The organism is Achromobacter sp. MUI-25009338 (assembly GCF_057359325.1).
In genome coordinates this window covers 49,746-70,038 of sequence record NZ_CM170627.1, presented here as the reverse complement: position 1 = coordinate 70,038, position 20,293 = coordinate 49,746, and the positions used below count along the sequence as shown (strand labels likewise).

The following is a 20,293-nucleotide window of genomic DNA, read 5'->3' as shown; positions in this document are numbered from 1 at the left end:
CTGGTGTCTGCGTCAGATCCGCGCCGTCCGCGCCCCGGCCTTGGACGCGCGCGGCCGCGCCGGCAGCGGCGCGGGGCCGGGCGCACCCACGCCGGCCGGCAGCCAGTTCGGCTCGCCCTTGGTCTCGTGCGCCTGCATGTCCATGCGGTATTCGTAGCGATCCGGGCGGTAGCGCGCCAGCAGCCATTCCACCGGCCGGCCGGCGTCGTCGCGCACCAGCCGGCGCAGCGTCAGCAGCGCCGAACCCACCGGCACTTCCAGCGCCGCGGCGATCTGCGGATTCGCCAGTTCGGCCGAAATGGATTGCTGCGCCCGCGCCACGCGCACGCCCAGCTCCCGGAATATCGCCAGCAGCGGCCGGCTGTTCAGATCGGCCTTGCGGATGCGCGCGCCGATGTCGCCGGGCACATAGCTCTCCAGATGCGAGAACGGCGCGTCCTCGTAGCTGCGCACGCGCACCGCGTGCTGCACGGCAGCGCCGGACGGGAGTTCCATGGCCGCCGCCACCGCCGCCGGCGCGGGCATGACGGCAAGCGACACGACCCGCACCTGTGTCTGCATGCCCATGTTCGACAAATGCCGCATCAGCGCTTCCATGCCCGCCCCGGCCTGCGGCGCGTCCACCCAGCCCTTGCTGTCGGCGGCGAAAGTGCCGCGGCCCTGGCGGCGCTCGATCAGTCCGTCGGCCTCCAGCGCCTCCAGCGAGCGCCGGATCGTCAGGCGCGAGACCCCGTATTCCTCGGCCAGGGCATTCTCGCCCGGCATCGGCGCGCCTCCCGCAAAACCGCCGCCCGCCAATCGTTGCTTGAGCAACAGATAGACCTGGTGATACAGAGGAAGCGGATTCTTGGACACGGACATGCTCCGGAAAAGGCGGACCAGGCGACGCTCAGTCGATGGTGGCGCCGGTGAATTTGACGATTTCAGCGTAACGCGCGATGTCCTCGCGCACGAAGGCGTCGAGCTCCTCGGGCGTGCTGCTCACGGCCGTGGCGGCTTCGCCCTCCAGCAGGCGCCGGAACTCCGGCGTATCCACTGCCTTGCGCGCGGCGGCGTTCAGCGACTTTACAACTTCGGGCGACAGCCCGGCCGGGCCGAACATCGCAAACCACGCATTGGATTCGAAGCCCTTGATCGTGTCGCCGATGGGCGGCACGTCGGGGAACTGCGGCAGCGGCTTGGGGCTGGTCACGCCCAGCGCCTTGAGCGCGCCGGACTTCATGTGCGGCAACGCGTTCAGCGAACTCGCGACCATCATGTCCACCTGGCCGCCGAGCAGGTCCGTGATGGCCGGCGCGGTGCCCTTGTACGGCACGTTCAGGATGTCCAGGCCCGACATCATCTTCATGCGTTCGCCGGCCATGTGCAGCGACGAACCGAGCGCGCCGATCGCCATCGTGTATTTGCCGGGATGCGCCTTCACTTCCTTGACGAACGCGGGCATGTCGTTGGCGGGAAAGTCCTTGCGCGTCACCAGCACGCTGGGCACGTTGGCCAGCATGCTGATGGCCTTGAAATCCTTGACCGGATCGAACGGCAGATTGCGATACAGGGAGGCGTTGATCGAGAAACTCGTGAACGTGACAAGCAGCGTGCTGCCGTCGGCCTTGGACTTGGCCACGTAGTCGGCCGCGATGTTGCCGCCGGCGCCGGGACGATTCTCGACCAGCACCGTCCGCTTCAGCTCCTGCGCCATGCGCTGCCCGATGTTGCGCGCGACGGTATCGGTCGTCCCGCCGGGCGGCGCGCCGACGATCAGGCGGATCGGGGCTTCCTGCGACATGGCGGGGAACGCGAAAACAGCTGCGAGCACGCAGCCGGATATGAAGCGGCGCATGGGTTGTCTCCTGGTATATTGTATTGATGTTAATACAAGTATACGTGGCTGGTTTTGCGGAGGCAAGCAAGCGTCATCCGTTCCCGCCTCGAAACCTTGTCATTCCTGATCACCACGGCGAAAATTCCCGCGCACGGACGATGCTCGATCCGGTCGCCGGGGGAATCGCAAGTGAAGGATGCTGGCCAGTACACGACGCACGCGGTGACCGTGCTGCAAACCAGTCCGCCATCGGACTGGCCTTATCGCTGCGCGATGAGCCTGCTTCGGCATCCCGTCGACGATGCGATTTCGGAACATCTGGCGTATATGGGCGAGTCTTCGGGCGCGGACCGGGCATGGATGATCGAATACCGTCCCGACCTGCTGCGGCTGCGCAATACGCATGAATGGTGCCGATGCCGGACGCAGCCGTATGTGGCCGAGCTGCAGGACGTGCCGACCACGCTGATCGCGTGGCTGCATCGGTTCATGGTGCAAGGCCAGGCCGTGGCCATCCATGACGTAAACGATATGCCGCGCACGGCGCGGACCATCCAGCTGGAATTCCAGCGCCAGGGGAACAAGAGCGTGCTCAGCGTGCCGGTTTTCCACGACGGGAAACTCCACGGGATCATCGGTTTCGATACGACGGTCAGGCACCGGACCTGGTCCGCGGCGGAAATCGGGGCGACGTTCCAGTGCGCCAACCTGATCGGACAAGCCAGATACTCGAACGCGCGCGCTTCCAAAGGGGCGGCGTTGCACGAGGGCGCCGCGCCGGTGGTGTATCTGCGCATGCGCGGCGTGGTGCGGGGCGTGCGGCCCGACGCGATCGTGGGAGTGCGGTCCGCGGGAAACTACAGCGAGATCTGGCTGGAGGACGGGTCGATGGTGCTCGATTCACGGGCGCTGGGCGTATGGTCCAGCCTGTTGCCGCAACAGCGGTTTTTCCGGGTCCACCGTACCGCCATTGCGAATGCGTTGCACGTCATGGACGTGGATCGCCGCAGCGTGGACAAGTGGCTGATCCGGATGCGCGCCGTGGGCGGCGCATGGCCGGTGTCGCGCGCCTACCGCAAGCAGCTGCGTGAGCGCATGGGGATCTGAACGCGGCGATTCGTGTCCGCACGTCTGCGTGTCCATGCGGTTCGTCATGCCGGCATGTTGGTTCGTCCTTGCGCCGGTGGTGGCTCGACGGATTCTTGGGATGATTTCTCAAGCGACGGCGCGTTCGCACGGTCAGGACGCGCGGCGTTTCCCGCATCGCCCATCCAGCGGAATCCCGATCCCGAGGACATCACCATGAACGGAAAAGCACTCATCGCCGCCGCATGCATGCTTGCGCTGGGCGGCGCCACGGCCGCATGGTCGCAGACGGTGGCCATCGACCGAGCGTCCAGCCCGCCGGCGGACGCCGTCGCCATCCCGGACGGCAGCAGGGAGCGCGCCGTCCGGGAGCTGCCGAAGATCGTTCAGGACATCATGACGCGCAGCCGCGTGCCGGGCATGGCGGTGGCCGTGGTGATCGACGGCGAGACGGTGTTCGCGCAAGGCTACGGCACGCGCGAGTCGGGCAGGAACGCGCCCGTGGACGCGCAGACGGTGTTCCAGATCGCCTCGATCTCGAAGTCCTTGTCGGCGACGGTGGCGGCGATCGAAGTCTCCAGGGGCACGGTCGCGTGGGACGATCCGGTCCTGCGGCATCTGCCGGACTTCCGCCTGAGCGACGCCTATGTGTCCGAGCACGCCACGATAGGCGATTTCTATGCGCACCGCTCCGGGCTGCCCGGCACGGCAGGCGACGACCTGGAAGACCTGGGATTCAAACGCAGCGAGGTCCTGGCCCGGCTGCGCCTGTTGCCGCTGGACGCCTTCCGTGCGTCCTATCACTACGCCAACTTCAGCACCACGATAGGCGCGCAGGCGGTGGCCAGGGCGGCGGGCCGCCCATGGGAAGCGCTGGCCGAGGACACGCTGTTCAAGCCCTTGGGCATGCATGCCACCAGCTACCGCTATGGCGATTTCCAAGCACGCGCCAATCGCGCCGTGCTGCACGCCTACCAGAAAGGCGTCTTCGTTCCAGCGGGCCAGCGCGACGCCGACCAGCAGGCGCCCGCCGGCGGCGTATCGTCCACGGTCGTCGATCTGGCGCAGTGGCTGAAACTGCTGCTGGCCGATGGCGTTTATCAGGGCAAGCCGATGATCGCCGCGGGCGCGCTGCTTCCCGCGCTGTCCGCCCAGGCAGTGAGCGCGCCCGCCCACGACCTGGATGCGCGATCGGGCTTTTATGGCTATGGCTTCAACGTCAATACCGAGCCGGGCGGGCGTCCTTCCATGGGGCATTCGGGCGCATTCCTGATGGGCACGGGAACCTCGTTCAGAATCGTGCCCTCGGCCGGGATCGGCATCGTGGTGTTGACCAATGGCGCGCCGGTGGGCGCGGCCGAGTCCGTCGCCGCCACATTCATCGATACAGCCTTGTACGGCCGGTCCACGCGCGACTGGTACGCGGCCTATCATGGCGCCATGCTCGGTTTTTTCGAGCCGCAGGCCGACCTGTCGAGGCAGGCCAGGCCCGTGCCGCCTGCGCCGCCCCAGCCGCTGCGCCAGTACACGGGCCGCTACGACAACGCCTACTACGGCCCCGCCGAGGTCCAGGAGGCCGATGGCGCCCTGACCCTGACGCTGGGACCAAAGGGCATGCGTTTCCCGCTGCGGCACTGGAACGGCGACACTTTCGCCTTCGCCCCCGCCGGCGAGGCCGAGCTGGTCGACTCGCTGGCGTCCATCGAGTTCAAGCCCGTTGCCGGCCAGGCCCCAGGCTTTCAGATCAAGTTCTACGACGACAACGGCTTCGGGCGCTGGACCCGCAAGTAGCCGGCCACGCCGTCCTGTCACCGCCATGCAACGCCCTGGTGCGCTAATACCGGCGCCACCTCCGCCAACCCGGCGCCGCGCGCCGGCGCCGCCTTACCCTGGGCATTGCTCGACATGGACCGTAGAAAATTCCTTAAATGGGGCAGCTTCCTGACCGTCTCCGCCGCCACCGCCGGCCTGGCCGGCTGCAACAGCGATGACGATGACGGCGACGACAGCAACGTAGACAACGGCAACGGCGGCGGCGGCGAGCCGCCGGCGCGGCGCTTCCAGTACCCGCAAGGCGTCGCCTCGGGCGATCCGCGGCCCGACAGCATCGTCCTGTGGACCCGCGTGATCGGCGATGACGGCGCGGCCGTCGCCGTGCGCGTGCAGCTGGCCCGCGACGAGACCTTCACCCAGCTGCTGGTCGATGCCGCCGTCAGCGCCGAGCCCGACTGGGACCACACCGTGCGCCACAAGGTCACGGGCCTGGACGCCGGCAGCAACTACTACTACCGCTTCGTGGCGGGCGCCAGCACCAGCCCCGTCGGCCGCACGCGCACCGCGCCGGCGGAAAACGCCGCGGTGGCTCAACTGAAGTTCGCCTTCATTTCGTGTCAGGACTGGAGCGTGAACCATTGGGCCGCCTTCGACGAGCTGGCCGCGCAAGACCTGGACTTCGTGGTGCACCTGGGCGACTACGTCTACGAAACCGTGAAGGCGGGCTTCCAGGCCGGCGGCGTGGAAAGCGCGCATGCGCCGCTGTCGCTGCCCGACGGCAAGGCGCGGGCCGATGGCGCGGTCTACGCGACGACGCTGGCCGACTATCGCAGCCTGTACCGCAGCTACCGTTCGGACCCGCGCCTGCAGGCCCTGCACGCGCGCTTTCCGGTCATCGCCATCTGGGACGATCACGAATTCTCGGATGACTGCTGGCAGGACCGCCAGACCTACGAAACCGTGGACGACGAAACGCCCGGCACCGCGCGCCGCCGCGGCGCCAGCCAGGCCTGGTTCGAGTTCATGCCGGCCGACGTGTCGCTGGACCCGGCCAATCCGTCGTTCCAGAACATCCAGATCTATCGCGCATTCCGCTTCGGCAGCCTGGCCACGCTGCTGATGACGGACGAACGCCTGTACCGCGCCGACCACGTGATCCCCGAGCAGCAGGCAGGCAGCGAGATCGGCAGCCGCTACTTCGTGCCCAAGCGCCTGCTGTCGCAGGTCGAGGCGATGAAGCTGGCGAGCGCCGGCGGCCAGCTGACGCCGGTGTCCATCCTGGGCGACACGCAGCGCAACTGGTGGAAGGCGCAGCTGGCCGCCAGCACCACGTCCTGGAATCTGTGGGGCAACGAAGTTTCGCTGCTGCGCATGCAGTTCAACGGCGCGCAGGCCGTGGCCGGCCTGCTGGCGCAGGGCCTGGCGGCGGCGCAACCGGCACTGGCGCCGCTGGCGCCGTTCATGGCGGCCGCGCTGGCGCAGGATTTGAAGGATGCCGACCACGCCAGCGGCAGCCCCGTCACCGCGTATCCCGCCTTGTCCGCGCTGCTGGACGCGCAGGCGGGCATCCCGCCCGCGGCCTTCGCCGCGCAGATCAAGCCCCTGCTGGACGCGCAGCTGCCGCCTTCGCTGCTGCTCGACGAATACCTGCTGAACGCGGACCAGTGGGATGGCTACAACGCCGAGCGCAAGGACCTGATGGCCTTCGTGCGCGACAAGGGCGTGCGCAACCTAGTGGCGCTGACGGGCGACATCCACGCCTTCTTCGCCGGCCCCGTCATGGACGACTACGACGCCGCGACGCCCAGGCCCGTGATGGTGGACCTGGTGACGGCCGGCATCTCCAGCAATTCCTTCTTCAGCTATTTCAAGAACGTGGTCGACACCGATCCCGCCTTCGCGCCGGCCAGGCCGCTGATCTACGGCGAGGCGGCGGGCGAAATCAGAAACACGTTCAACGACACCTTGAAGCAGTTCAACGCCGACTGGCTGCGCTACATCGACACCGACGCGCAAGGGTTCGCGGTGGTGACGCTGACCGAGACGGAACTGCGCTGCGTGTTCCACAAGCTCAAGCCGCTGGACGGCACGCAGGCGCCGGCCTTGCCCGCCGTCGCGTCGCAGACGGTGCTGACGGTGGCGTCGGGGACGACGGCTGTGACGGTGGCGGCGTAGGTTGGGGTTTATTCGAATCAGCTCAATTCCGCTCATTGCATGAGCCGATTGCCGCTAAATTGAGTCGATTCGATCCCCCTGGCTCACATCATGACCATCCGCGAAAATATTCTTCGAACCTCCAAGGAATACCGACGCGCATTCGTCGACGACTACGTACCGAACCGGAGTTCCCTGTTGCCGACATCGCTGGCCCAGGCCTTGGCCGACGAAGGGGGCATGCAAGGCCAGTTTCCGGCCGGCACTTACGCGCGCCGTGTCCTGGAGCCATTGTTGCTGGACCTGTCCTGGTCATCCTCGCGCCTGGAAGGCAACCGCTACTCCTTGTTGGCCACGCAGGAACTCTTCAGGCTCGGCGCGGCGGGAGCGGACCTGGACGCGGTAATGCTGCTCAACCACAAGGCCGCCATCGAGTTCATGATCGATGCTGTGCCCGCGCATGGCTTGACGTCGGCCGTGATCAGCAACCTGCATGCGATTCTGATGCAGGACCTGCTGGCCGACGCCCAGGGCCTGGGCCGTATCCGGCAGGCCGTGGTCAATATCGGGGGAAGCACCTACATGCCGGTGCAGGCGCCGTCGCTGCTACAGGAGATGTTCGACCACATCCTGGAGAAGGCGCGGCTTACCAAGAACCCGGTGGAAGCCGCTTTCTTCCTGTGGGTGAACCTGGCCTATCTGCAGCCTTTCGAAGATGGCAACAAACGCACCAGCCGTTTGTCGTCGAACATCCCGCTGATGCTTTACAACAACGCGCCGCTGTCCTTTCTTGACGTGGAGCCCCACGACTACGCCCACGCCATGATGGGCGTTTACGAACACTGCGACGTAACGCTGGCGGTGGAACTGTTCACCTGGGCTTATCGCCGCTCGATCCGCAAGTACGCAATACTGCTCGATGCGGCGGGCGTGCCCGATCCCGTGCGGCTGCGATTCCGGGAAAAGTTGAACGACGTGATCGGCCAGGTGGTGCGCGAACGGTGGACGGCGGATGCCGCGGTGGCCGCGCTGGCGCTGCCTGAAGAGGAGGTCCGGCTATTGCGCCCGATGCTGGCCCGGGAGCTGCGCATACTGGATCTGCACAACTGCGCGCGTTATCGGCTGCCGATGGCGCAGGTGCAGCGATGGATCGACGCGGGACGGCCGCAATAACGCCCATCGCGCAAAGCACGAGGGCCGCGATGATCGCGGCCCTTGCTGTTTACTGCCTGCAGGTTTGAATCACGCCTTGCGCACCTGCGCAATCAAGCCATCCAGCTGCTTGAGCATGGTGTCGATTTCTTCGGCCGTGACGTTCAGCGCGGGCATGAAGCGCAGCAGGTTGCCGCGCGGGGCGTTCAGCAGCAGGCCGTTGGGCGCCAGGTTGCGGGCGGCTTCGACGATGGCGGGGCCGTCGTCGCGGTCCATGACCAGGGCGCGCAAGAGGCCCAGGCCGCGCTCGCCCTTCATGCCGTACTTGGCCGACAGGGCCAGCAGGCCTTCGGACAGCTGCTTGGCGCGGGCATTGACGGATTCCATGAAGCCCGGGGCGGCCAGCGCGTCGAACACGGCCACGCCGACGGCGGCCATGAGGGGGTTGCCGTTGTAGGTGCCGCCCTGGTCGCCGTGGGCGAAGACGCAGACTTCCTGGCGCGCCAGCAGCGCGGCCAGCGGCACGCCGCCGCCGATGCCCTTGGCCAGCGTCATGATGTCGGGCACCACGTCGGATTGCTGGTAGGCGAACATCGTGCCGGTGCGGCCCATGCCGGTCTGGACTTCGTCGACGATGAAGAGCAGCTTGTGCTCGTCGGCGAGCTTGCGCAGGCCCTGCATGAATTCCTTGGTGGCCGGGATGACGCCGGCTTCGCCCTGGACCGGTTCGAGCATGATGGCGACGGTCTGGTCGTCGATCAGCTTGCGCACGGATTCCAGGTCGTTGATTTCGGCCTTGGGGAAGCCTTCGACCTGCGGGGCGAACATCTTGTCCCAGCCCGGCTTGCCCGACGCGGACATGGTCGCCAGCGTGCGGCCGTGGAAGCCGTGATTCATGGTGATGATCTTGTACGCGCCGTTCTTGTTGACCTGGCCCCACTTGCGCGCGAGCTTGATGGCGCCTTCATTGGCCTCGCCGCCGCTGTTGGCGAAGAACACGCGGTCGAACACCGAGGCGCCGGTCAGGCGCTGGGCCAGGGCGATGGACGGCTCGTTGTAGAAGGCCGGCGAGGGGTTCATCAGCAGCTTGGACTGGTCCAGCAGGGCCTTCTGCATTTCCGGGGCGCAGTGGCCCAGGGTGTTGACGGCCCAGCCCTGGACGAAGTCCAGGTATCGCTTGCCCGCGTGATCCTCCAGCCAGGACCCCTGGCCTCGCACGAACACGAGGTCCGGGCGGGCGGTGATCTCCATGAGGGTGTTGACGTTGAACTGGCTGAATTCCATGGCGGTTCCTGCGGAATGAGAGAACAGGGGTGGGGAAACAAGGGAAATGTAGCACCGGCGGGGGAATGCTATCGTGACGAACCCCTGCCGATCCGCCCCAGGGCCGCCTCAAGAGGGCCGCCAGCGCGGGCGCTCTATTTTATGCAACAGGCGCAGACCCCGCGCGCAGCCCTTTGTCGCTTTTTACTGACCAATCATGAAACGTACTCTTTCCAGTCTCGCGGCCTGTCTGATGCTGGCGGCGGCCGGCGCCCCGGCGCAGGCGCAGTATCCCGAACGCCCCATCCGCCTGATCGTGCCGTTCCCGCCGGGCCAGGCCACCGACATCTTCGCGCGCGCGCTGGCCGAAAAGCTGGGCGCGGCGGTCAAGCAGCCCATCGTGGTCGAGAACCGCGCCGGCGCCGGCAGCAATATCGGCATGGAGCAGGCGGCGCGCGCCGCGGCCGACGGCTACACGCTGGTGATCGCGGGCAGCGCCGCGGCCGTGAACCAGACGCTGTACAAGACCATCAACTACAGCCTGACCAAGGATTTCGCGCCGGTGTCGGGCGTGTTTTCGGTGCCGCTGATGTTCCTGGCCACGCCGGCCTCGGGCATCACCTCGCTCAAGCAGCTGGTCGAGCAGGCGCGCGCCAATCCGGGCGAGCTGGCCTACGCCAGCGCCGGCATCGGCGGCACGCAGCATCTGTCGGCCGAGATGTTCAAGGCGGCCGCCGATGTGGACATCCGCCACATTCCGTACAAGGGCAGCGGCCCGGCGCAGGCGGATTTCCTGGGCCATCAGGTGCCGCTGATGGTGGATTCCGTGACCGCCGGCCTGCCGCACGTGCAGAGCAAGAAAGCGGTGGCGCTGGCGGTGACCACCGCCAAGCGGCTGCCGCAGCTGCCCGACGTGCCGACGGTGGCGGAATCGGGTTATCCGGGCTTCGAAGCCATCGGCTGGGCCGCGGTGCTGGCGCCGCGCGACACGCCGCCGGCGGTGACGGGCTATCTGAGCCAGCAGATCGGCCAGGTGCTGAAGGCGCCGGAGATGCAGAAATTCTTCCGCGACCGCGGCGCCGAACCCATGCCGATGACGCCGCAGGACACCGGCGCGTTCATCGCCGGCGAAGTGCAGAAGTGGGGCAAGGCCGTCAAGCAGTCGGGCGCCCAGGTGGACTGAGCGCCCGCTGTGGGCCCGGCGGTCTGCGCCGGGCCGTCCTGCCTCAAAGCGGCTGGGTCACCACGGGCTTGGCCGGATCGCCGGGCTGTCCGGGGTCGCCGGGACGGCCGGGTACGGTGTCATCCTGTCCGGGCCGCGGCGTGGGGCGCTGACCCGGCGCCTGCTTGTCCGGCGCGTCGCCGGGCCGCTGGCCGGGAGGCTGGGTGGGATCGGACGGGTCATTGGGTTGCTGATGTGCTTGCATGGCTTTTCTCCTGAAAGGTTCAAGGCTGGCTGCACCGGGGGCAGCGCCGCAACGCGGGCCGCCCGTGCAAGTCCACGATAGGCGCGGCCATCCAGCCTGCACAGATCACGGTGAACGAATTCATCTAGTGTTTTTTCCCTAGCGCGCCGCAACGCGCCTGGGGGCCGCTCGGCAGGTGCAAAAACACTAGTCAACCTGGTGCGCTCACGTCTTACGCATGCGCCGCGCGATTCCTATAGTGGGTCCGTCCGCAGCCGAAGCCGGCCTCGCGCGGCTCCCGGGCCTGCGGTTCATGCAACCTGAAAAGGAGAGACGACATGGACAACGACCGCATCAAGGGCGCCGCCAAGGAAGTCAAGGGCGCCATCAAGGAAACCGCCGGCAAGGTGACCGGCAACCGCCAGACCGAAGCCGAGGGCAAGGCGGAGAAGACCGTCGGCAAGGTGCAGCGCAACGTGGGCGAGGCCAAGGATCAGGCACGCGACTTGCTGGACAAGAAATAGTCGCGGCCGTGTGCCGAAAGGAGAAAAACATGACGCATCGAATCTGGCTTGCGCTGGTGCTGGCAGCCGCCGCCGTCACGGCGGGCTGCAACACGATGGAAGGCGCCGGCAAGGATATTGAACGCGGCGGGGAAAAGATCCAGCAGAAGGCCCAATAGGGCCACGGACATCCCCGCATCAGGGCCGGCGCGTCGATGACGCGCCGGCTTTTTGGCGTGCCGCGCCCGGTCAGCGCGAGAATCCGCGCGCCGCGATTTCCCAGATGTCCTGCACCACACCGTCCTTCACCACCACCAGGCCGTCGTGCAGGTTGAAAGTGGGATCGACGTGCGAAGGCACCAGGCGCAGCACCGCGCCCAGCGCCGGCGCCTGCGCGCCCGGCGCCACGCGCACCACGCCGTGTTCGTCGTTGATGGCGGCGTAGCTCAGCCCCGGTTCGCCGTACAGCGCCGGCGGGCCGCATTCGGCGGTGGTGGACTTCAGGCCGGCGTCCAGGATGACGCGGTCGGGAGCCGGCGCGCTCATGACGGTGGACAGCACGAACAGACTGTTCTGGAAGGTGAGCGGACCGTTCCATTCGTTGGCGCCGTAGTCGCCGTCCATGAAGGCGTAGGAGCCGGCCTGCAGCTCGGTGTAGACGCCGCTGGCCGCGTCGAATTCCGCGCTGCCGGTGCCGCCGCCCGTGATAGTGTCGCAGGCGATGCCGCTTTCGCGCAGCAGCTGCGCGTACGAGGCGGCGATGCCCGCGGCCTGGCGGCAGACCGCGGCGCGCTCGTCGCGCGTGCGCAGATGCTGCACCGAGCCGTGGTAGGCCTGCAGCCCGGCGAAATTCAGGCCCGGCAGGGCGCGCGCCTGCTGCGCCAGCGCCAGCACCGCGGCATCGTCGGACGCGCCGCAGCGGCCCTGGCCCACGTCCACCTCCACCAGCACGTCGATTTCGGCGCCGGCCTGCGTCATGGCGGCCGACAGCTGCGCCAGGTTTTCCGCGTTGTCCACGCACACGCTGATCTTGGCGGCGCGCGCCAGCTGGCCCAGCAGCGCCAGCTTGGCCGGCCCGACCACCTCGTTGCTGATATGGATGTCGCGGATGCCGGCGGCCACGAAAGGCAGGGCTTCGCTGACTTTCTGGCAACAGATGCCGCGCGCGCCCAGGGCCAGCTGGCGCAGCGCGATCTCAGGGCATTTGTGCGCCTTGGCGTGCGGCCGCAGGGCCACCTGGTGGCGGTCGGCCCAGGCCTGCATGGCGCGCAGGTTGGCTTCGAAGGGCGCCAGGTCCAGCACCAGGCTGGGCGTATCGATACGGGCCAGGGGATCGCCCGGCTGGGCCGCGGGCGGCAGCGCTATGCCGCGTATGACTTCCAGGGACATCGGTGAACGCTCCGTTATCTGCACCCGCGTCGCAGGCAACCTCACACCATAACCAAATATGGGCCGGTCATAACCAAAATGCCATGCGACCCCCTGGTAAACGATAGCTCCGTAAGCATTGGCTACAAGGTGTCGGCATGACAGAATTTCATCATAAAGAACGCCCCCAGGGGAGGGCGCGTTTTTTGCCGCCGGGCGCAAGATCCGGCGGCACGAAACGACGATATTCAATCATCGCGAAATCACGGAGAAGCCCGCATGAAACTGAAGCACTGGATCACCACCCTGACCCTGGCCGTCGCCGCGGTCGGCGCCGTCGGCAGCGCGCAAGCGCAGCAATTCTTCCGCATCGGCACCGGCGGCACGGCCGGCACCTACTACCCGATCGGCGGCATCATCGCCAACGCGGTGTCGCAGCCCGGCAAGCTGATCGCCACGGCGGTCGCGTCCAACGGGTCGGTGGCCAACATCAACGGCATCCTGGGCGGTTCGTTCGAGGCCGGCTTCACGCAATCCGACGTGGCCTACTGGGCCTATAGCGGCACCGGCACGTTCGAAGGCAAGCCCAAGGCGCAGGATCTGCGCCTGATCGCCACGCTGTACCCGGAAAGCATCCACCTGGTCGCGCGCAAGGGCGCCGGCATCAAGAGCGTGGCCGACCTGAAGGGCAAGCGCGTCTCCATGGACGAGCCGGGCTCGGGCACGCTGGTCGACGTGCGCCTGATCCTGGGCGCCTACGGCATGACCGACAAGGACATCAAGGCCGAATACCTCAAGCCGAACCAGGCGGGCGACAAGCTCAAGGACGGCGGCCTGGACGCCTTCTTCTTCGTGGGCGGCGCCCCGGCCGGCGCCATCGCGGAACTGGCTTCCAGCGGCGCCGGCATCGAGATCGTGCCGCTGGTCGGCCCGGAAATCGACGCGCTGCGCGCCAAGCAGCAGTTCTTCACGCCCGACACCATCGCCGCCAACACCTACCAGAACGTGGGCGAGGTCAAGACCATCTCGGTCAACGCGCAGATGGTCTCCTCGGCCAAGCTGTCCGAGCAGGTGGTCTATGACGTCACCAAGGCGCTGTACAGCGACGCCACCCGCAAGACGCTGGACAACGGCCACGCCAAGGGCAAGCTGATCACGCGCGAAAACGCGGTCAAGGGCGCGGGCATTCCGTTCCACCCGGGCGCCGAGAAGTTCTACAAGGAAATCGGGCTGTTGAAGTGACCCCCCCCGGAGCGCCTGCGGCGCTTCCCCCCCAGGGGGGCGCCGCTGTGGACCGGCGGAGCCGGATCCACGCGGCCCCGATTGTGGGGCAGTAGTTTTATGCGGAGCGGGTGCTGCTTGGCGGCGCACGGTCGGGAAAGTATGTATTACCTGCGCGGGGCCGCCACGAGCGGCCCTGTTTGCTGAATCACCCTGAGAATCACGGCGATGGAAATAGACCACGAAAAAACCCAGCAGCTGGCGGAGAAGTACGACTCGGAAATCCGCTTCCGGCCGCTGGACAAGGCGGCCACATGGATCGTGTCCGGCCTGCTGGTTGCACTCTCGATCTTTCATTACTACACGGCCGGCTTCGGCCTGCTGCGCGAGGCCACGCACCGCGGCGTGCACCTGGCGTTCGTGCTGAGCCTCATCTTCCTGGTGTTCGGCTTTTCGAAGGCGCACTACACGCGCGAGCCGAAGTCCACCTGGTACGCGCCCGGCGGCATTCCGCTGTATGACTGGATCATCGCGATCGCGCTGGCCCTGTCGGTGCTGTATATCCCCTACATTTTCGAGGACCTGGCGTTCCGCGTCGGCAATCCGCTGCCGATCGACGTGTTCATGGGGTCCATCCTGCTGATCGGCCTGCTGGAGGCCACGCGCCGCGCCATGGGCTGGCCGCTGCCCATCATCGCGCTGGTGTTCATGGCCTACGCCATGTTCGGCCCGTATTTCCCCGGGCTGCTGCAGCACGCCGGCAATACCTGGTCCCAGGTCGTCAACCACATGTACCTGACCAGCCAGGGCGTGTACGGCGTGGCCGTGGGCGTGGTGGCCACCTATGTGTTCCACTTCGTGCTGTTCGGGGTGCTGGCCACCCGCATCGGCCTGGGCCAGCTGTTCCTGGACGTGGCCTCCACCGTCGCCGGCCGCTACGCCGGCGGGCCGGCCAAGGTGTCGGTGTTCGGCTCGGCCATGTTCGGCATGCTGTCGGGCTCCTCGGTGGCCAACGCGGTGACGGTGGGCTCGCTCACCATTCCCGCCATGATCCGCATCGGCTATCCGCGGCACTTCGCCGCGGGCGTCGAAGCCGCCAGCAGCACCGGCGGCCAGATCACGCCGCCCATCATGGGCGCGGCCGCGTTCCTGATGATCGAGTTCCTGGGCATTCCGTACCAGCAGATCGCGATCGCGGGGATTTTCCCGGCGTTCCTGTATTTCTTCGGCATGTTCATGCAGGTGCACTTCGAGGCCAAGCGCGAAGGGCTGCGCGGGCTGACCAACGAAGAAATGCCCAAGCTCAAGCAGTCGTTCAAGATGCGCTGGCCGACCCTGATTCCGCTGGCGCTGCTGATCGGCGTGCTGGCCAGCGGCCGCACGCCCTACCTGGCGGCATTCGCCGGGATCACGGGCTGCATCGTGGTGGGCCTGCTCAATCCGTTCCAGCGGCTGCGCCTGCGCGATCTGTACGAAGCCTTCGAAACCGGCGCCAAGTACGCGCTGGCGGTGGGCGCGGCGGCGGGCACGGTGGGCATCGTGATCGGCGTGGTCACGCTGACCGGCGTGGGCTTCAAGATCTCGTACATCGTGATCTCGGCGGCGCAGGCCATCGCCGGCGGCGCGGCCACGGTGATTCCGGAGGCCATCGCCAACACCCAGACGCTGACCCTGATCGCGGCGCTGGTCATGACCGGCATCGTCTGCATCCTGATGGGCTGCGGCATTCCGACCACGGCCAACTACCTGATCATGGTGGCGGTGGCCGCCCCCACGCTGGTGCAGCTGGGCGTGCAGCCGATCGCGGCGCACTTCTTCGTGTTCTATTTCGGCATCCTGGCCGACATCACGCCGCCGGTGGCGCTGGCCGCCTACGCGGCCGCGGGCATGGCGGGCAGCGACCCGTTCAAGACCGGCAACACGGCGTTCCGGCTGGGCATCACCAAGCTCATCGTGCCCTTCGTGTTCGTGTTCTCGCCGTCGCTGCTGATTTCGGTGCAGGGCTTCACCTGGTATGACTTCGCCGTGACGCTGGTCGGCTGCATGATCGGCCTGGTGCTGCTGTCGGCCGCGTTCTCGCGCTACATGCTGGTCGGCATGAAGAGCTGGGAGCGCTGGCTGTGCGTCGTGGGCGCCCTGCTGACGATCCTGCCGGGCCTGACCAGCGGCCTGATCGGGCTGGCGGTGTGCATTCCGGTGTTCATGCGCCAGCTGGCGCAGCTCAAGCTGGAGAACGCCCCCAGGACCACCTGAGGCGAAAAAGGGACGGAATAAAGGGGCGGCCTTTTCGGGGTCCGCCCCTTTTCGTCGAATCATGCAGTTTGGCAGTATTTGGCCGAAAAACGCCGCTTTTTGGGCCCGGGGTGACGGCATACAACACTCGCCATCGGGTTGGTTGCCCGGCCCTACAAATCGGCGTACAGTAAAATTCATGTTTGCTGGTCTGCCGATATGCGGGCCGACTGTGCAAACAGGCACAAGACTGCGCCATATGTTCGATATCCTGGTTTATCTGTACGAGAATTACTACACGCCGCAAGCCTGTCCTGCGGCTGACGTGCTGGCCAAGCGGCTTGCCGCCGCGGGGTTCGAGCACGAAGACATCGACGATGCGCTCGGATGGCTCTACGGCCTCGCCGAGACCACCGAACGGTGCGTCGATCTCGCCCAGGCGCCCACCACCGGCACCCGCATCTACACCGATAACGAGTATCAGCAGCTCGGCACCGAGTCCATCGGCTTTATCGCCTTCCTGGAATCGGCCGGCGTGCTGCCCGCGCCCCTGCGCGAAATCGTGATCGACCGCGGGCTGGCCGCGCCCGAATCCCCCGTGCCGCTGTCGAAGATCAAGATCATCGCCCTCATGGTCCTCTGGAGCCAGGAGGCCGAGATCGACAATCTGGTCCTGGAAGAGCTCCTCGACGACGACGGCGCGCGCCGCCTGCATTGAACGCGGCGCGCCGCCGCGGCACCTCCTTGTCTCCATCGTCCCGCGCGCACCGACGCGCGGGCTTCGTCCTGTGAACTACGTAGGCCGTTTCGCCCCCAGCCCCAGCGGCCCGCTGCACGCGGGCTCGCTCGTGGCCGCCCTGGCCAGCTGGCTGGACGCGCGCGCCCATGAAGGCCGCTGGCTGCTGCGCATCGAGGACGTGGACACGCCGCGCACCGTGCCCGGCGCGGCCGAGCGCATCATGGCGCAGCTGCAGGCGCTGGGCCTGGCCTGGGACGGCGACATCGTGTGGCAGTCGCAGCGCGGCGCGGCCTACCAGGCGGCTTTCGGCGCGCTGGCCGCGCGCGGCCTGATCTACGGCTGCGGCTGCACCCGCCGCGAAATCGCCGACTCGGCCCTGCGCGGCCAGACCCAGCCGGGCGCCGACGGCGAAAGGCCTTACCCCGGCACCTGCCGCAACGGCCTGCCGCCGGGCCGCCAGGCGCGCGCATGGCGCCTGCGGGTGCCGCCGGGCGTGGAACATTTCGAGGACCGCTGGCTGGGACCGCAGGAACAGGACGTGGCCCGCGCCGTGGGCGACATGGCGCTGCGCCGCGCCGACGGCCTGTGGGCCTATCAGCTGGCCGTGGTGGTCGACGATGCGGCGCAGGGCGTCACGGACGTGGTGCGCGGCGCCGACTTGCTGGGTTCCACGGCGCGCCAGCGCGTGCTGGGCCGCCTGCTGGGCCTGCCGGCGCTGCGCTATCTGCATGTGCCGCTGATCCTGGACCCCGCCAGCGGACTGAAGCTGTCCAAGCAGAATGGCGCCCCGCCCATCGATACCGACGCGCCGCTGGCGGCGCTGCGGGCCGCCTGGTCGGCGCTGGGCTTCGCCGATTTCCCGGCGCAGGACCGCGACGCATTCCTGCGCGAGGCCGCCGCGCGCTGGGCGCGGCGCTTTCCCTGAATATCCTAGAGCGGCTGCAGGTCCTCGCCCAGCATCCGCACCAATAGCGCCTCGCCGTTGTCGGCCACGCGCAGTTCGCCGTAGCGGGCGACCTCGTAGCGCTTGGCCTGGCCTTCGGGGAAGAAATAGGCGTTGGTCACGATGCGCACGCCGTTGTTGCGCACCCGGTAGCGCAGCGGCACCTCGGCGTCGGTATGCGGATGCACCTCGGGCTGGATGCGCAGCGGCTGCGACACGCCGCGCTCGTCGCGCGCCAACATCACGTAGCCGTCGGGCTCGTAGCCCAGCAGCGAATCGGGTTCGGGCCGGTTCTCGCCGCCCAGGCGCAGCCGCGTGACCTCGCGGCTGGCGGCGAAATTCAGCGCCATGTAGTCGCCCTGCATCAGCGAGCGCGGGTCCACCGGCGCCAGTTCCAGGATGACCACCTTGCCGGAAGCCAGCAGTTTTTCGCGCTGCCAGATGCCGCCGTTGGCCACCGCCAGCACCAGCGCCAGGCCGCCCAGGATGCCCAGCGTGCGCCAGCGCAGCGCGCCCGACACCGGCGGCAGCGGCCCGCGCGCGGACGGCGCCTGAGTGCGCATCAGGCGCGGCACCAGCCACACCAGGGCCCGCAGCATGAACAGCAGCACCGCCGCGCCGCCCAGCCACAGCGCCTTCTGCAGCAGCGGCACGTCGAGCTGGTAGTAATAGACGCCCAGATAGGCCAGCAGGCTGAGCACGCCGAAGATGGCCAGGCGCGGCTGGTTCAGGCCGAAGCCCAGCAGCAGCCAGGCCAGCGCGAAGCCCACGCCCGGGCTGGGCAGCCAGAACAGCGCCAGCACCAGCAGGGCCAGCGGCACGCCCCAGGTCACGCCCGCGGTCAGCACGCGGCGCCGCGGCCACAGCACCGCCAGGGCCGCCGCCGCCGGCAGCAGCGCGCCGGCCGTCACCAGCACCGCCGTGCGCGGATTGAGCTGCCACATCGCCGGCAGTTGCAGGGCCGATATGCCGCTGGCCAGCCACACCATGCCCTGAACCGACAGCAGGAAGGCCCAGGCCAGCGGCTGCAGCGCGTGGGCGCGCCGCCCGCCCAGGCGCCGGCCCAGGCTGAACAGCACCGCCGTGGCCCAGGCGCCGGTCACCGCGATGGGCAGCCACACGAAGGTGGCCTGCGCCACGTCGAAATCCAGCCAGGCCTCCAGCAGGTCTTCGCGCATCAGCTCCGGCACCAGGCCGCGCCAGATCAGCCCGGCCGAGGCCAGCGCGATCAGCAGGCCGCTCAGGAACCGCAGGATGGCGTCCGGCCCCAGCGCGTAGACGGCCGTGGCCATCAGCAGCACGAACAGGCAGGCGTTGGTGAACGAGGTGGAGCTGGACAGGCCGTAGATGATCAGGATCTGGCCGGTGAAGGCCATGGCCGTGCCGCATTGGCGCCAGAAGGGGCCGGCGTCGCTGCGCAGCACCGCCACGCCGGCGGCGCACAGCACCAGGCCGGTCACCAGCGCGCCTTCCTCGGTGGTGACTACGCCGGAGAAGGCCACGAACACCAGCAGCAGCAGCGTGCCCAGCCAGGCGCTCAGGCCCAGCAGGCATTGCACGTACCAGGGCGGATCGGCCTGGGCCGCGGCCGGCGCCAGCTGCGCCACCGGCGCGCCCGCGTCGGCCGGATCGACCGCATTGCCGGCCGAGGCGGCCGACGGCTCGGCGTCGGCCGCGGCGACCGGCGCGGCGGGTTCGGCGCCCAGCCGGCGCAGCCAGCGGGCAGCCCAGACGGCTTCGGCCATCAGCAGCGCGGCCAGCGGCAATGCGGCCCAGACGCCGGGTTCCAGGCGCAGCAGCCATTCGCCCACCACGCGCAGCGACACGCAGATCACGCCCGCGGCCAGCATGGCCAGTATGACCAGGTCGCGCCGGCCGCGCTGATAATAAAGGCCCAGGCCCAGCGTGACGGCCAGCCAGGCCACGCCGTTGGCGGTGCCCAGCCCGCGCAGGATGTAGTCGCCGAACATCAGCGACACCACCAGCGCGCTGATGGTCAGCGCGGCCAGGATGCGCGGCCCGAACAGCGTGCTGGCGCGCCAGCGGCGCGCGGCCATCTCCCAGGCGAACAGCAGCACCAGGTTCAGGCCCGCGATGATGAGGCTGGCGGCGCCGGGGCCGCCGAACACCATCCACCACTCGAAGGCGCGCTCGCCCAGCCATAGCGCGGTGGCAATGTTCAGCACCAGCACCCATAGCAGCCAGACCGCCTGGCTGGCCGCCGCCAGCGCCCACGGCAGCAGCAGCGCCGCCCACCAGGCGAACAGTTCCCAGGTGTCGGCCCCGGTCTGGTAAGTTTGACCCAGCAGGGCGAGCAGGGCGCCCAGCAGAATGCCGGCCAGCGCCAGCAGCGCGCCGGGTATGCTGCGGCGCACGCCGGGGCTGGCGCGCAGGCGCAGCCCGGCCCAAGCGGCGGCCAGCGCGCAGGCCGCCAGCAGCGCCTGCACGCCGGCGAAGCGCTGTATTTTGGTCATGTCCTGCCAGTTGGCGGCGACCCAGCAAACCGCGGCGCTGCCCAGCAGTAAAACGCCCAGCCAGAGGGTGCTGCGCGCCAGAAATTGGCGCCATGCGTGTAGTTCGGATCCCGCTTGTCTTTCAGTGCCGACTTGCATCTGGCGAATCTCCGATCTTATT

General features: G+C 68.0%; 17 protein-coding genes. 11 read left to right on the top strand and 6 right to left on the bottom strand.

Going from position 1 to position 20,293, the window contains the following annotated elements; all coding sequences use genetic code 11:
- Nucleotides 1–12: 12 nt before the first annotated feature.
- Together AC1IQ6_RS00315 and AC1IQ6_RS00310 are read right to left on the bottom strand one after the other, a co-directional pair.
- Entirely contained in the window at nucleotides 13–855 is an 843-nt protein-coding gene (locus AC1IQ6_RS00315) for a GntR family transcriptional regulator (protein WP_102773508.1), read from the bottom strand.
- Nucleotides 856–889: 34 nt separating this feature from the next.
- Nucleotides 890–1,837, bottom strand: coding sequence for a Bug family tripartite tricarboxylate transporter substrate binding protein (locus tag AC1IQ6_RS00310; protein WP_102772937.1), 948 nt, complete (start codon nucleotides 1,835–1,837; stop codon nucleotides 890–892).
- 96 nt (nucleotides 1,838–1,933) lie between these two features.
- On the opposite strand from AC1IQ6_RS00310, the gene AC1IQ6_RS00305 reads away from it, so the two are divergent.
- The 4 genes from AC1IQ6_RS00305 to AC1IQ6_RS00290 all read left to right on the top strand — a co-directional run bounded on the left by AC1IQ6_RS00305 (nucleotide 1,934) and on the right by AC1IQ6_RS00290 (nucleotide 8,005).
- Entirely contained in the window at nucleotides 1,934–2,926 is a 993-nt protein-coding gene (locus AC1IQ6_RS00305; RefSeq protein WP_485865623.1) for a GAF domain-containing DNA-binding protein, read from the top strand.
- A gap of 195 nt (nucleotides 2,927–3,121) precedes the next feature.
- Nucleotides 3,122–4,696 carry a serine hydrolase gene (locus AC1IQ6_RS00300; protein ID WP_485865622.1) on the top strand — a complete coding sequence of 525 codons (1,575 nt, stop codon included), beginning with the start codon at nucleotides 3,122–3,124 and terminating at the stop codon, nucleotides 4,694–4,696.
- Nucleotides 4,697–4,810: 114 nt separating this feature from the next.
- A complete protein-coding gene (locus AC1IQ6_RS00295) occupies nucleotides 4,811–6,853 on the top strand; it encodes an alkaline phosphatase D family protein (protein WP_485865621.1) in 2,043 nt (680 codons plus the stop codon).
- A 90-nt stretch (nucleotides 6,854–6,943) separates the two neighbouring features.
- Nucleotides 6,944–8,005, top strand: coding sequence for a Fic family protein (locus AC1IQ6_RS00290; protein ID WP_102772934.1), 1,062 nt, complete (start codon nucleotides 6,944–6,946; stop codon nucleotides 8,003–8,005).
- A gap of 69 nt (nucleotides 8,006–8,074) precedes the next feature.
- Here the strand turns inward: AC1IQ6_RS00290 and AC1IQ6_RS00285 are convergent, their stop codons facing one another.
- A complete protein-coding gene (locus tag AC1IQ6_RS00285) occupies nucleotides 8,075–9,268 on the bottom strand; it encodes an acetylornithine transaminase (protein ID WP_102772933.1) in 1,194 nt (397 codons plus the stop codon).
- Between the two features lie 196 nt (nucleotides 9,269–9,464).
- On the opposite strand from AC1IQ6_RS00285, the gene AC1IQ6_RS00280 reads away from it, so the two are divergent.
- On the top strand, nucleotides 9,465–10,430 hold the full coding sequence (locus tag AC1IQ6_RS00280; RefSeq protein ID WP_111826250.1) for a Bug family tripartite tricarboxylate transporter substrate binding protein: 966 nt from the start codon (nucleotides 9,465–9,467) through the stop codon (nucleotides 10,428–10,430).
- Nucleotides 10,431–10,473: 43 nt separating this feature from the next.
- Here the strand turns inward: AC1IQ6_RS00280 and AC1IQ6_RS00275 are convergent, their stop codons facing one another.
- Nucleotides 10,474–10,674, bottom strand: a complete 201-nt coding sequence (locus AC1IQ6_RS00275) for a hypothetical protein (protein WP_102772931.1) — start codon at nucleotides 10,672–10,674, stop codon at nucleotides 10,474–10,476.
- Between the two features lie 317 nt (nucleotides 10,675–10,991).
- Between AC1IQ6_RS00275 and AC1IQ6_RS00270 the strand changes: the two genes are divergently transcribed.
- Both AC1IQ6_RS00270 and AC1IQ6_RS00265 read left to right on the top strand, forming a co-directional pair.
- Entirely contained in the window at nucleotides 10,992–11,177 is a 186-nt protein-coding gene (locus tag AC1IQ6_RS00270; RefSeq protein WP_102772930.1) for a CsbD family protein, read from the top strand.
- A 29-nt stretch (nucleotides 11,178–11,206) separates the two neighbouring features.
- Entirely contained in the window at nucleotides 11,207–11,335 is a 129-nt protein-coding gene (locus AC1IQ6_RS00265) for an entericidin A/B family lipoprotein (protein WP_102772929.1), read from the top strand.
- A gap of 70 nt (nucleotides 11,336–11,405) precedes the next feature.
- On the opposite strand, the gene AC1IQ6_RS00260 is transcribed toward AC1IQ6_RS00265, so the two are convergent.
- Nucleotides 11,406–12,545 carry a DSD1 family PLP-dependent enzyme gene (locus tag AC1IQ6_RS00260; protein ID WP_485865620.1) on the bottom strand — a complete coding sequence of 380 codons (1,140 nt, stop codon included), beginning with the start codon at nucleotides 12,543–12,545 and terminating at the stop codon, nucleotides 11,406–11,408.
- Nucleotides 12,546–12,803: 258 nt separating this feature from the next.
- Between AC1IQ6_RS00260 and AC1IQ6_RS00255 the strand changes: the two genes are divergently transcribed.
- The 4 genes from AC1IQ6_RS00255 to gluQRS all read left to right on the top strand — a co-directional run bounded on the left by AC1IQ6_RS00255 (nucleotide 12,804) and on the right by gluQRS (nucleotide 17,641).
- Nucleotides 12,804–13,766 carry a TAXI family TRAP transporter solute-binding subunit gene (locus AC1IQ6_RS00255; RefSeq protein WP_102772927.1) on the top strand — a complete coding sequence of 321 codons (963 nt, stop codon included), beginning with the start codon at nucleotides 12,804–12,806 and terminating at the stop codon, nucleotides 13,764–13,766.
- 207 nt (nucleotides 13,767–13,973) lie between these two features.
- Entirely contained in the window at nucleotides 13,974–15,998 is a 2,025-nt protein-coding gene (locus tag AC1IQ6_RS00250) for a TRAP transporter permease (protein WP_102772926.1), read from the top strand.
- A gap of 238 nt (nucleotides 15,999–16,236) precedes the next feature.
- Nucleotides 16,237–16,695, top strand: coding sequence for a Smg family protein (locus AC1IQ6_RS00245; RefSeq protein ID WP_102772925.1), 459 nt, complete (start codon nucleotides 16,237–16,239; stop codon nucleotides 16,693–16,695).
- Between the two features lie 70 nt (nucleotides 16,696–16,765).
- Nucleotides 16,766–17,641, top strand: coding sequence for a tRNA glutamyl-Q(34) synthetase GluQRS (gene gluQRS / locus AC1IQ6_RS00240; RefSeq protein ID WP_485865619.1), 876 nt, complete (start codon nucleotides 16,766–16,768; stop codon nucleotides 17,639–17,641).
- Between the two features lie 5 nt (nucleotides 17,642–17,646).
- Here the strand turns inward: gluQRS and AC1IQ6_RS00235 are convergent, their stop codons facing one another.
- A complete protein-coding gene (locus AC1IQ6_RS00235; RefSeq protein ID WP_102772923.1) occupies nucleotides 17,647–20,271 on the bottom strand; it encodes a GDYXXLXY domain-containing protein in 2,625 nt (874 codons plus the stop codon).
- Between the last annotated feature and the right edge of the window lie 22 nt (nucleotides 20,272–20,293).